This is a genomic window from Candidatus Neomarinimicrobiota bacterium (genome assembly GCA_041862535.1).
Taxonomy (GTDB): Bacteria; Fidelibacterota; Marinisomatia; order SCGC-AAA003-L08; family TS1B11.
In genome coordinates this window covers 1-11,706 of record JBGVTM010000021.1, presented here as the reverse complement: position 1 = coordinate 11,706, position 11,706 = coordinate 1, and the positions used below count along the sequence as shown (strand labels likewise).

Here is an 11,706-nt window from a genome sequence, read left to right as displayed (position 1 = left end):
AAGCGGCTGAAGACCGCGTCGGCAAGGATGAGGAATACCCCCAACGCGAGCCCGACCAGAGCCGGTACCAGGAACCGCTGCCGGTTGGAGACGGCCGGGTCCCAGATGTCGGCGAAGGCGAGCTTCTGCGCGAGGACCAGGCCCAGGTAGCCCAGGCCGCCGTAGAGCACCAGCATGATGGCGGCATTAACGAGGGCCAGGACCGGTCTGGAGGCCGGGAGTTCGCGGGTGGGCACCAGTTCCTGATAGGCGGGCAGGAAGACACTGACGGCCGCCAGGATGGCCAGGGTGAGCACGAGGGCGAGGTAAATTTTGAGGGAGAGGGATAGTTTCGGCATAGCGGGGGACTCCACTGGTATCGGTGGGGCTGCTTAGAGCCTTTTCACGCGCCGGGCGATGAGTTTCCGGATTTTGTCGTAGGCGGGTGGGGGGCCGGTGCGGACCTGTTTGCCGTCGATGAACAGCGCATCGGCCTGGCCCCATTTCCGGACTGCCTGGCGGTCGAAGGTGTCGATTAGCCGGAAGGCCACCTTATCGCCGAACCCGGTGGCGGCGCGCCGGGCCCGTTCGCAGACTATATTCTGTGATGGGCACCAACCATTCATGAAGGCGGTGACCGTGACCTGGCCGGGGACCGGTTCCGGCGGTGCTTTGGGCTCGATCCATTTCGGGGGGACGGCGTCGTCAGTGAAGGGCTTCCATAAAAGCACCTGCATCCCCTGCTTATCGACCCTGGTGTAGCCGCGTTTCCGGAACCAGGAGGCCTTCATCCAGAACGGCATAGAAATGCCCCAGGCCGCGATGCCCCTGGCGCCCCTGTCGCGGGCATCGGTCTCGGCGGCCTGGAGCAGGGCTGTACCCAGGCCCTTTTTCTGGAAGTTGCCGCGGCCCCGCTTGTAGCCGTGAACCCAGATACAATGGATGAAGTATAAATCCTGCCCTTCTATAAACGAGTGCTCGACGGGCACGTACTGAATCATACCGCCGACCTGGCCTGAATCGTCCAGGGCCAATTTGACCCGCAGCCCCTTGTCCCGCATGGCGGCATACCAGTTCTGTTTATGATCGCCCGCCTCCTTCATCTCATCGGACCAATCTTCCAGGCAGACGAAGTAGAGATTTTCATGTTCCACGGTGAGATCGACGATATTCATGTGGCAATCCTGGTATTTGAGGGATTGATCGGACTTCTGCGATATTATCCAGCGCCGGGTAGCAGGTGCCGTATGCTATATAGGAGTGGTGCTAGCGGCGGATTTCGAGCAGTTCCACGTCGAAGATGAGGGTAGCGTTGGGTGGGATGACGTTGCTGGCGCCGCGTTCGCCGTAGGCCAGGTGCGGGGGGATGGTGAGGGTGCGTTTGCCGCCGGCGCGCATGGTCAGGAGTCCTTCGTCCCAGCCCTTGATGACCTGGCCGGTTCCGACCTGGAAGACGAAGGGCTGTCCGCGGTCGAGGGAGCTGTCGAACTTGGTGCCGTCGGTGAGGCGGCCGGTGTAGTGTACGGCGATGGTCTGGCCGACCCCAGGGGTAGGTCCGGTGCCGATGACGTGGTCCACATACTTGAGGCCGGAGTCGGTGGTGATTTCCTTTCCGATGACGGCCTGGTCGGCGGGTTTCTCGCCGCAGCCGGCGGCAAGCAGAAGAGACAAACCCAACAGTAGGATATGAGGTTTCTGGTACATGGCATTCCTTTGTGTATGACGCGTGAATTTAAGCGGCCTGGATGGTGTTTGCGGGTAGCGCAAGGCCATTCTAGTCCGGATACCTTTTGTCGAAAGCCCTGACATTGGGCAGGAGTTCAGCGTGTAGGAAGTCGTTGAATACTGCGGTTGTTGGCTTCAGGTCCACGGGGATTTGCCAGAACTCCTGCAACGACACCATCGACGCCAGTAGAAAGTAAGTGGTGTCGCGGTAGTTCCACAAGAAGGCTTTGAACAGGAAGGGCCTGGTCAGCTGCCGGTCAGCGGACTGGAGCTGCCATCCGAAGGAACCTGTTCCCAGCAGGTAGCCTTCGCGGGCGGAAATGCTATCGACCTCCAGGTCGACGAGTCTGGAGGTGACCCTGGCGACGACGGAATCGCTCTCGATGCGCTGAAGGTATTGATGGAACAGGTTTTCCGAGAGCGCGGTCGGCGCTTTATCCCACAGCAGCTCGACATATTTCTCGGAGTCGGTCAGCAACGTCCAGAGCGAGCCGTTGGTGGCGGTCAGGCCTTCCGGGAACCATTTTTCGTCGTAGTACGCGTTCGTGCGCCAGTTCGCGGGGATCGAGAAAGAGAGGTTGTACGCTTCTGAAACATATTCCTGAGTCAAGCGGGGGTGTTCATAGGAGGTCGGTTGGCCGTGGCAGGCGATGGTGAGCGTGATGTCTTGCTGGAGGTCCAGGAGTTCGGGTGCTGTTCCGCGGCCGACATTGATGTTGCAGTCGGAGATGAACTGCCGGTGGGTCCGGGGGCAGTTCCAGACGATAAACCGGGAATGAATACGCCCCTCGTAGATGGTGCCGTCGACAGAATAGGCCTGATGTCCGGCGACCCGCAGTTGGCCGGTAGTGTCGCTCAGGGTGAAGGGCATGTCCGGTCCCCAGAAGGAGAGCATGAGCCGGCGGACATATTCGCTAGTGACTTCCTCCCGGTCAGTGGTCAAGGGCCGCCAGTGCAGGAAGTACATCAGCCACTTATCGTGGTGGAGTTTGAGGGCTCCGCCGTCGGCGAGGGTATCCTGCCGGAGGACGGTCCAGTCATCGCCGCTGCTGCGCAGTCCTTCAAGGTCAATTGGTTCTTCCAGCTTGCCCGCACAGCCGATGAGCAGCGACGTGATTATTCCAATGCTCAGGCAAGATAAGCGCGAGATTATTTTAATCATGGTTGCCCCCTCTCTACATAGGCCGGCTTCCCGCCTTTTACCGGGGCAGCTTGCCCAGCAGCCGCCAGAGCCAGCGGTGGGGTTTGTGGTAGAACTTCAGGGGTTCGGCGAACATGAGGATGCACTCGCCGTGCACGGTGCTGATGCCGTTTTTCTGGCAGTAGCGGATGGCAGCCTGCGACTCGGCACCCTGCTGCATCCAGACCCGGCTGATGCCGGCGGCGGTAATGTCCCGGACTACCTGCGCGGTCTGATCCGGCGGAACGACGATGAGCACACCGCCGACGGTTTCCGGGAGGGTGCTCAAGTTGGGGTAGCAGCGGTCGCCCTCGAGGCTTTCGGCTGCGGGGTGGATGGGGAAGAGGCGGTAGCCCCTGGCCTTGAGCTCGCGGTAGGCCATATTGCCGAACTTCTTGCCGCTGCGGGAGACGCCGACCACGGCCAGGCTGCGCTGGGCCATGAAATCGTCAACGGCGGCTCGGCTAGTAATGCAATCACCTCATTATTTCGTGCGTGGAAGGACTGAGCATTTAATCTCATGCTGGCATCCGGAATCCAGCTGGCTAGAAAACCACCCCCGCGTAGCCCACCGCCTGGCGGAAGACCGGTTCCGGTTCGACAGCGTAGCTGGTGGCGTATAGAACCAGACGTCCCTGGGCGGCGTTCAGCTCTTTCATGGCGCCTTTGAGGGCGGCCAGGGCGCCGGAGCCGCAGGCGTTATGGTGATTCAAAGCCTCCCGAAGGACCTCCTCGCCGGTGCCGTGACACAGGATGTCAATGAGGTGCCGGTCGTTGTCCTCCATCCAGGCCTGTGCCCTGGGTCCGCTTCCGGCGGGTGTCAGGCCGAACTGGGGGCCGTAGTGGGTGAGGTCGCTGGAGCCCAGGAAGATGGCCCTGCGAGGAAGCCGGGTTATAGCCCGGGCGGTCAGCACTCCCAGGTGGACAGCCGACGCCTCAGGCTGCACGAGAATAGGCACGATGGCTGCCTGGGGGAAAAGGTATTTCACCATCGGCGTCAGCACCTCGATGGAGTGCTCATATTCGTGTGCCTGGGGGTCGGATCGCAACAAATTGCCTGCCGCCGCCAGGACCGCCTCCCCGCCGGTGTTGTCCACCGGCAAGTTGCCCAGAGGGGTTTCCCATTCGCCCTCAGGGTAGAGGGCGTGATCGAGTCCGGCCCGGTAATGCGGGGTACCAAAGAATACCACCGTTTCCGGCGGCGGGGATTTCTGAAAGCAGTCCAGGGTATGGGCTGCTACGCGACCGGAATACATCCAACCGGCGTGGGGCAGCGCCGCTCCGCGCAGGGGCTGGGGCAGGTCGTCCGGAGGGTGGCTATCGGCGAGAAAGGAAAGCAGCTGGGCCTGGCAGTCACCGGGGTAAAAGCCCCGGGCTGCTGGTCGCCGTACGTGGGTGCCGGAGCTCTGTATGCCTTTTGGACTAGCCATTGTATGTCTCCCGGGGGATTGTTTAAGGAAAATTACGCCAGATCACCCTGGGGAGCATGGCTTTTTCTTCCCGGTACGGGGAGGGATTAGTCAGCCGGTGGTGTGGCGGGAGTCTGCGCCCATTCGGTCACCTGGGCGGCGACTTGATCTATCAAGGCAGGCAGGGCGTGCCTGACGGCCGGGCTCAGGCCGCCCCCGATGGTGAAGGGGTCCTCGACCTCCATAGCGAAGATGACCAGGTCCTGCGGGAAATCGAGCTGGAGCTGCTGTGCCAAGGCGAAGATTTCCGGCAGGCCGCTGAAGTGCGGGGTTGGGGCGCGTACCCGGGAGAGGTCATCCAGGCCGAGCCGGATGATGGTTCCGGGTGGGTGCTGGCCGGTGCAGATGGCATCAATGATCACCGCCTGGGAGTAGCCGGTGAGTATATCCAGGAGTGCCAGTCCGGCCAGGGGGCTTTCGATCACATCGGCCTGGTGGGGCAGCTGTTGTTTGAGGGCCCGGGCCGCCAGGATGCCAACAGTATCGTCGGATAAGAGGTCGTTGCCCAGCCCGAGGACCAGTGGGCGCATAAGGTTACCCGTCCCGGCGGACTTCCTGGAGCAGGTTATGCTGCTGGTCGTAAATGCTGACGATCAGGGGCATCTGTCCGGGCAGAGCATGGGTAGCGCAGCCATGGCAGGGATCGTAGGCCCGGAAGGCCATCTCCACCATATTGAGAATGCCATCATCCACCTTGCCGTTCTTGATGAGGCCCCGGGCGGCCTTGTCCACCGACATGGCGATGCGGGCGGCGTTGTTCTGGGTGGCGACAATGAGGTTGGCCTTGGTGATGACCCCCCGCTCGTCAGTCTGGTAGTGATGGAAGAGAGTGCCCCTGGGGGCTTCCACTACGCCCATGCCCTCTTCCGGAGTCGCGGTGGGAATGGTGCGAACATCCGGATTGATGATGTCGGGATCATTGGCCAGTTCCTTCAACCGCTCGGCGGCATAGAGCAGTTCGATGAGCCGGGCCCAGTGGTTGGCGAGGGTGTGATGGACAGGCTTGCCTCCTAGCGTTTTATTATACAGCTCGTAGGCTTCCTGGGCCTTGGGAGTGGCCATGCCGTCGGAAGCGTTCAGGCGGGCCAGGGGCGCCACGCAGTAAACGCCGCTCTTAATGCCGTCCTCGAAGCCGGTCCATCCCACGGTTGCCAGATAGGGAAACTTGACGTAGCTCCACGGTTCAACGTGTTCGGCCACGTGCTCTAAATATTGCTGGACGGGGAACTTGACGAACTCCTTCCCATCGGGGGATACCACCCGTATTTGCCCGTCATAGAAGTTGACCTTGTTGTTTTCATCCATAAGACCCATGTAGTAGGTCTCGTGGGTGTAAGTATCGGAGGTGATGTGGCCCACATAGTCGGGATTCTTCAGCACCACGTCGTTGAAGAGATTCAGGCTGAAGAGGCCGAATTCGACAGCGTGGTTGGCGCCGGCGATAAATTTCTCCTGGTCTTCGGCAGTGAGCGCTTTGGAGATGCCGCCGGGCAGGCCGAAGACTGGGTGGATCACCTTGCCGCCGGCCAGAGAAATAAGATCGCGAATCTGTTTGCGCAGCCCGATAACTTCTTTGCCGATTTCCAATCCGACTTTGCCGAGCACACCAAGGATATTCCGCTCGGCCTTGGGAGCGGTTGGTCCCACCACAAAATCGGGTCCTCCCAGGAAGTAGAAGTGCAGGGCATGGTCTTCTACCATGAAACAGGTATAGACCATCTCCCGGATTTTCTTGGCGGCTGGTGGTGGGTCCACTTTGTAGAGGTCATCCAGGGTTTTGGTAGAGGCCATATGATGGGCGGTGGGGCAGACGCCGCAGATGCGGGAGGTTATCTGGGGCATATCCTCGGCGGGGCGACCTTCGGCGAACTTCTCGAAGCCGCGCAGCTCGGGGACTCGAAAGTAAGCCCGATCGACGTTGCCCTGATCATTCAGGATGATATCGATCTTGCCGTGGCCCTCCAGGCGGGTAATGGGATCGATGACGATAGTCTGGCTCATGCCTCAGTTCCTTCTGTTGTCTGCCGGCGTCGATGCAGTAAAGAAGCCGGAAGGCTGTAGCGATAAAAGGTGCCTGCCGGATCTACGATGCCTTCCATTAGACGGGCGATTGTCTGCTCGTCGTCGGCCTCCAGGGAAGAGGCAATGGCCGAGAGAGCCTTGGCGCCGTAGTCCTTTACGCGGCTGGTGGGTCCCAGGCAGCCGGTGCAGGGCATATTACCATTGATACAGGCGGCCTCGCAGCCACTGCGGGTGGCCGGGCCCAGGCATAAAAGTCCCTGGGCCAGCAGGCATTCCTCGGGATCAATTATGATCTGATGGGGGCGTTTGAACTGCTCGATCTTCATTTCCTCCGGCTTGGTCTCCTTCCGGGGGCACTCGTCGCACAAGGCCTTATCGGGAGCGAGCACGGTGCCCTTGGGTGGCAGCTTGCCTTCCAGGATGGCTGTGACCGCGTTCACGATCAACTTAACCGGGGGCGGGCATCCCGGCAGGTAGTAGTCCACGTCCACGGTCTGATCGAGGGTGCGGACCGTGTTGCTAAAGGCGGGCAGGGTCAGGGATTCGTCGCCGTCAATGGGGGTTTCTTCTTGGGGGCGGGTCTTCTCGGGATTACCTATCGTGGGGACCTCCTGGTAGACACGCTCCAGGATACTGTCGCGGTCCTTGAAATTGGCCAGGCCGGGGATTCCGCCCATATGGGCGCAGCTGCCGAAGGCGATCAGCAGTTGTGCTTTGCGGCGCAGCAGCTGGGCCATTTCCTCCTGTTCGGAGGTGCGGATGGCTCCATTGACGAAGCAGGCGGCGATCTCGCCATCGGCCATGGCTTCCACGTCGGAGCGTTTGAAATCCAGTGCTACGGGCCAGAAGACGATATCCACGGCCTCCACGACGGGCAGGATGCCCTCCGCCAGGTCGACTACGGCTTCCTCGCAGCCGCCACAAGATGCACACCAGTAAAATGCTACTTTGGGTTTGCTCATGATGCTGCTCCTGCCATCTCGGCGGCAGCCGGGACGGCCGCTTCAGCCATAACCGGCGTTGGCAGCGGTGCCAGGCGTAAGGGGCCCAGCTGGCGGATTTTAGCTACCATATCGTTGACGACCTGCTTGACTTTATCACCTTCCGAGGCGGAGATCCATTCCAGTCGCAGGCGCTCATCTTCAATGCCCAGGGACGCCAGCAAGCGCTTCAGGAGGGTATACCGGCGGAGGGTCTTGTAGTTGCCCTCTTGATAGTGGCAGTCTCCCGGGTGGCAGCCGCCGATGAGCACGCCGTCGGCTCCTTCGCGGAAGGCCGCCAGGATGAACTGGGGATCGATGCGCCCGGAACACATAAGGCGGATGACCCGCACGTTGGGGGCATAGGTCATCCGGGAGGTGCCCGCCAGGTCGGCTGCCGTATAGGTGCACCAGGTACAGAAGAAGGCGACAATGCGGGGTTCAAAGTTGGATGCACTATGAGTGGACTGGGTTTCAGACATAGCTTAAAACCCCCTCGATTTCGGCGTAGATTTGTTCGTCGGTGAATAGATGTTGTTGTATTGATCCGGAGGGGCAGGCGGCCACGCAGACGCCGCACCCCTTGCACAGGGCTTCATTCATCACCGCCACTTCCTTGTCACCATCGAAGCTGATGGCGGAGAAGGGGCAGAGGGCGATACAGGTCTTGCAGCCGGAGCAATCATCCTCGAGGACGAAGGCGGTATTCGGTTCCAGTTCTACGTAGCCCCGATCAGCCAGGGCCAGGGCTTCGGCGGCCGCCGCGCCGGACTGGGCCACGCTATCGGGGATGTCTTTTGGCCCCTGGCAGACACCCGCCAGGAAAACACCGTCGGTGAAGGTGGATACCGGCGCCAGTTTTGGATGCCGCTCCAGGAACCAGCCCTCGGCGCCGCAGCTGATGTTGAATAAGCGGCGCACTTCCTCAGCATCGTGCACGGGCTCCAGCCCCACGGCCAGAATGACCATGTCCACGGGAATCCGCCGCACCATGCCGACGAGGGTATCCTCCGCCCGGATAACGAGCTTGCCCTCTTCTTCCGGTATCATGGCCCAATCGGTAACTTCCGCCACGCGTCCCCGAATAAAATGATTACCCTCTTCCAGCAAGCGATCGTAGAACTCCTCATAGCCCTTGCCGGGAGTGCGCATGTCGATATAGAAGTTGTACACTTCGGCGCCGGTCTTCTCCATGGCCAGATGAGCAATTTTCAGGGAGTACATGCAGCAGACTTTCGAACAGTAGGCGTTGGTATTCTTATCGCGGGAACCCACACAATGGATGATGCCAATGCGGCCCGGTTTGGTGCCATCTTCCAGCTGAATGTCGCCGCCGGTGGGGCCGGAGGCATTGCTGAGGCGCTCAAACTCCAGACTGGTGATGACGTTCGGCAGGCGGCCGTAGCCGTACTGGGCGACGCGGGCGGGGTCGAAAGTCTGGAAGCCGGTGGCCAGCACAATCGTGCCGACTTCAATTTCCTCGTACTCATCCTCCTGCTCATAATCAATCGCGTCCGGTTCGCAGACCTGCTGACAGATGCCGCAGTTGCCGGTCTTGAAGTGGATGCAGGCCTCGGTATTGATGACCGGCACATTGGGTACCGCCTGCATGAAGGGGATATAGATGGCCTTGGGAGGCCCCAGGGTCATTTCCTGGTGGATCACCGTGCGGCCCTTAATGTCCTCCATGGTGATGGCGCCGGTGGGGCAGAAGTAGGCGCACGCCCCGCAGGTGATGCACACATCGGATTGGATCTGGTAGGGCGTGGTGACCTCGCGGTCGATGCCCCGGTGGGCGAAACCGATGGCTGCGGTGCCGACGATAGATTCACAGGCGCGGACGCAGAGCCCGCAAAGGATGCATTTCTGATCCGGCTTTTCCATAATGAAGGGCGTTTCTTCGATGCCTATCTCCGCGGCCATTTGCCAGACGACTTCTGCTGCCGGGGCACGGGCCATGAGCAGCTGGAGGTTGATCCTGCGGGCGGTCAGTGCCGCTTCGGAGGCGGTCTGGACTTCCATGCCCTCCTGCACCTGAGTATTGCAGGCGGTCATCAATTTAGACTCGATTCCGGCAGTCACTTCCACGTTGCATATCCGACAGGCAGCGTAGGGTTCCAGGAGCGGGTGGTAGCACAAAGTTGGAATCTTGATGTCAAGCTGTTGTGCAGCTGCTAAGATGGTGGAGCCTTTTTCAACCTGGACTGGTTTTCCATCAATGGTTATGGAAACCATGCTTTACTCCTTATTCGATAAAAATGGCGTTGAAATTGCAGACCTCATAACATATTCCGCACTTCTCGCAGATTTCCTGGTCGATGACATGGGCCTTATTCTTTTCACCGGAGATCGCATTTTCCGGACAATCACGGCGACAGACGCCGCAACCATGGCCGTCCCTGACACAGATTTCAGGATCAATGAGGTAGGTATTTAACTGTCGGCAGGCATGGGCAGGGCATTTCTTGTCCTCAATGTGGGTCAGATATTCATCCATGAAATATCGCAGGGTTGTGAGGACAGGATTCGGTGCCGTATTGCCAAGACCGCAAAGGGCGGTTGCCTTAATATTTTCGGCCAGCGCATCAAGTAGTTGGAGATCCTCCATTTCACCCTGGCCCTCGGTGAATTTGGTAAGGATTTCAAGCATCCGGGGGATACCTTCACGACAGGGGGTGCACTTGCCGCACGATTCGTCTTTGGTGAAATTCAGGAAATACCTGGCCATATCCACCATGCAGGTATCCTCGTCGGCCACGACCATTCCGCCCGAACCCATCATTGAACCGGCCTCTACCAGACTTTCATAGTCAATGGGTACGTTCAGGAGTTCAGCGGGAACGCATCCTCCCGAGGGACCGCCGATAAGAATGGATTTGAATTTCTTTTCGGAGTGCATCCCACCACAGATATCGAAGATGATATTGCCGAGGGTAATTCCCATGGGAACTTCAACCAGCCCGGTGTCTTTGACTTTCCCGGCCACTGAAAATACCTTGGTACCTTTGCTTCCCTCGGAGCCGATTTGCGAGAACCAATCGGCTCCCCGGTTAATTATCACGGGCACATTGGCCCAGGTTTCCACGTTGTTGATGTTGGTTGGTTTGCCCCACAGACCTTTCTGAGCCGGGAAGGGAGGTCTGGGCCGCGGCTCACCGATTCTACCCTCAACGGAAGCAATCAAGGCGGTCTCTTCGCCGCATACAAAGGCTCCTGCTCCCCTGACAACATCAATGTCAAACTTATGTCCAGTTCCAAGTATGTCATCGCCCAGGAGTCCATATTCTCTTGCTTGTTCAATGGCTAAGATTACTCGCTCCACTGCTAAGGGATATTCATCTCGGATGTAGACATATCCCTTGCTTGCCCCCATCGCTTTGGCACCGATAACCATGCCTTCGAGTATTGAATGCGGGTCAGATTCGATGATGCTTCGATCCATGAAGGCGCCCGGATCTCCCTCATCAGCGTTACATATGATATATTTCTCGTCCCCATTCTCCCTGGCGACAAATTCCCATTTCAGTCCTGTAGGGAATCCAGCACCGCCTCGTCCACGCAGACCGGAATGCTTTATTTCCTCTATGATTTCTTCAGGTGTCATCTGGGTAAGCGCTTTTGCCAGCGCCGTATAGCCCTCAGCGGCGATGTATTCCTCGATTTTTTCAGGGTCAATGAGGCCTCTATTTCGTAATACGATTAGAAGTTGAGTCTTGAAAAAGTCAATGTCTGCCATCTTAGGGATTGGTTTTTCCTCTTCAGATGGAACATACATTAAGCGCTCTACAGGTCTACCTTTCAGGAAATGCTCTTCTACAAGATGTGGGATCTCTTTTTCTTTTAAAAGATGATAGAAAATGCCATCAGGTTGAACGACCATGATTGGACCTTCAGCACAGAAACCATTGCACCCCGTTGTCACGACCAGTACTTCATTTTCCAACTTTTGTTTATGGATTTCTTTTTCAAGTGCATCTTTGATTTGAAAAGCACGATTGGATACACAGCCCGTTCCAGCGCATACCATTAAATGTGTTCGATATTGTTTCAACTTTTTCTCCCTAGAATTGTTGAATTTTTAACCCATTCTTTCGCTGCCCAATGCGAGTGCATATTCGGTTACGATTTTGCCCTTCAGGACATGTTGGGAAAGAATCTCTCGAATTTTTTCCTCAGTGAGGTCAACGTACTTTACTGGTGCTTCTCCTGCGATTTCGACGGTTGCCATCGGCTCTCGACTACAGAGACCCGCGCATCCGGATGTCGTAAGTATCAGATCGGTAATTCCCCTTTCACCGATTTCATTGATCAAGGCGTTCATGATATTTCTGGCCCCGGCAGCTATACCGCA

General features: G+C 58.4%; 13 protein-coding genes. All 13 read right to left on the bottom strand.

Annotated features, from left to right (window positions below; translation table 11 throughout):
- A partial coding sequence (locus ACETWG_00900; protein MFB0515146.1) for a hypothetical protein occupies positions 1–353 on the bottom strand: 353 nt, incomplete at its 3' end.
- A gap of 18 nt (positions 354–371) precedes the next feature.
- A complete protein-coding gene (locus tag ACETWG_00895) occupies positions 372–1,154 on the bottom strand; it encodes a GNAT family N-acetyltransferase (protein MFB0515145.1) in 783 nt (260 codons plus the stop codon).
- 91 nt (positions 1,155–1,245) lie between these two features.
- Positions 1,246–1,683 (bottom strand): FKBP-type peptidyl-prolyl cis-trans isomerase, encoded by a 438-nt coding sequence (locus ACETWG_00890; protein MFB0515144.1) that lies wholly within the window; start codon positions 1,681–1,683, stop codon positions 1,246–1,248.
- 70 nt (positions 1,684–1,753) lie between these two features.
- Complete coding sequence (locus tag ACETWG_00885; protein MFB0515143.1) at positions 1,754–2,866, bottom strand: hypothetical protein; 1,113 nt, start codon at positions 2,864–2,866, stop codon at positions 1,754–1,756.
- 37 nt (positions 2,867–2,903) lie between these two features.
- Complete coding sequence (locus ACETWG_00880) at positions 2,904–3,266, bottom strand: CoA-binding protein (protein MFB0515142.1); 363 nt, start codon at positions 3,264–3,266, stop codon at positions 2,904–2,906.
- A 163-nt stretch (positions 3,267–3,429) separates the two neighbouring features.
- Positions 3,430–4,314, bottom strand: a complete 885-nt coding sequence (amrB, locus tag ACETWG_00875) for an AmmeMemoRadiSam system protein B (protein ID MFB0515141.1) — start codon at positions 4,312–4,314, stop codon at positions 3,430–3,432.
- Positions 4,315–4,400: 86 nt separating this feature from the next.
- Positions 4,401–4,883, bottom strand: coding sequence for a hydrogenase maturation protease (locus ACETWG_00870; GenBank protein MFB0515140.1), 483 nt, complete (start codon positions 4,881–4,883; stop codon positions 4,401–4,403).
- 4 nt (positions 4,884–4,887) lie between these two features.
- A complete protein-coding gene (locus tag ACETWG_00865; protein MFB0515139.1) occupies positions 4,888–6,354 on the bottom strand; it encodes a Ni/Fe hydrogenase subunit alpha in 1,467 nt (488 codons plus the stop codon).
- Positions 6,351–7,337 (bottom strand): oxidoreductase, encoded by a 987-nt coding sequence (locus tag ACETWG_00860; protein ID MFB0515138.1) that lies wholly within the window; start codon positions 7,335–7,337, stop codon positions 6,351–6,353. Before ACETWG_00860 ends, ACETWG_00865 begins: the two co-directional genes overlap by 4 nt.
- Entirely contained in the window at positions 7,334–7,837 is a 504-nt protein-coding gene (locus ACETWG_00855) for a hydrogenase iron-sulfur subunit (protein ID MFB0515137.1), read from the bottom strand. The genes ACETWG_00860 and ACETWG_00855 overlap by 4 nt, the downstream gene beginning before the upstream one ends.
- Positions 7,830–9,590, bottom strand: a complete 1,761-nt coding sequence (locus ACETWG_00850; GenBank protein ID MFB0515136.1) for a 4Fe-4S dicluster domain-containing protein — start codon at positions 9,588–9,590, stop codon at positions 7,830–7,832. Before ACETWG_00850 ends, ACETWG_00855 begins: the two co-directional genes overlap by 8 nt.
- A gap of 10 nt (positions 9,591–9,600) precedes the next feature.
- On the bottom strand, positions 9,601–11,406 hold the full coding sequence (nuoF, locus tag ACETWG_00845; GenBank protein ID MFB0515135.1) for an NADH-quinone oxidoreductase subunit NuoF: 1,806 nt from the start codon (positions 11,404–11,406) through the stop codon (positions 9,601–9,603).
- Between the two features lie 27 nt (positions 11,407–11,433).
- A partial coding sequence (locus ACETWG_00840) for a ferredoxin (GenBank protein MFB0515134.1) occupies positions 11,434–11,706 on the bottom strand: 273 nt, incomplete at its 5' end.

Excerpts from the sequence above, each read along its gene's own strand:
- ACETWG_00890 (MFB0515144.1), bottom strand. The coding sequence starts at position 1,683 with ATGTACCAGAAACCTCATATCCTACTGTTGGGTTTGTCTCTTCTGCTT.
- ACETWG_00855 (MFB0515137.1), bottom strand. The coding sequence starts at position 7,837 with ATGTCTGAAACCCAGTCCACTCATAGTGCATCCAACTTTGAACCCCGC.
- ACETWG_00860 (MFB0515138.1), bottom strand. The coding sequence starts at position 7,337 with ATGAGCAAACCCAAAGTAGCATTTTACTGGTGTGCATCTTGTGGCGGC.
- ACETWG_00880 (MFB0515142.1), bottom strand. The coding sequence starts at position 3,266 with ATGGCCTACCGCGAGCTCAAGGCCAGGGGCTACCGCCTCTTCCCCATC.
- ACETWG_00895 (MFB0515145.1), bottom strand. The coding sequence starts at position 1,154 with ATGAATATCGTCGATCTCACCGTGGAACATGAAAATCTCTACTTCGTC.
- ACETWG_00885 (MFB0515143.1), bottom strand. The coding sequence starts at position 2,866 with ATGATTAAAATAATCTCGCGCTTATCTTGCCTGAGCATTGGAATAATC.
- amrB (MFB0515141.1), bottom strand. The coding sequence starts at position 4,314 with ATGGCTAGTCCAAAAGGCATACAGAGCTCCGGCACCCACGTACGGCGA.
- ACETWG_00850 (MFB0515136.1), bottom strand. The coding sequence starts at position 9,590 with ATGGTTTCCATAACCATTGATGGAAAACCAGTCCAGGTTGAAAAAGGC.
- ACETWG_00865 (MFB0515139.1), bottom strand. The coding sequence starts at position 6,354 with ATGAGCCAGACTATCGTCATCGATCCCATTACCCGCCTGGAGGGCCAC.
- ACETWG_00870 (MFB0515140.1), bottom strand. The coding sequence starts at position 4,883 with ATGCGCCCACTGGTCCTCGGGCTGGGCAACGACCTCTTATCCGACGAT.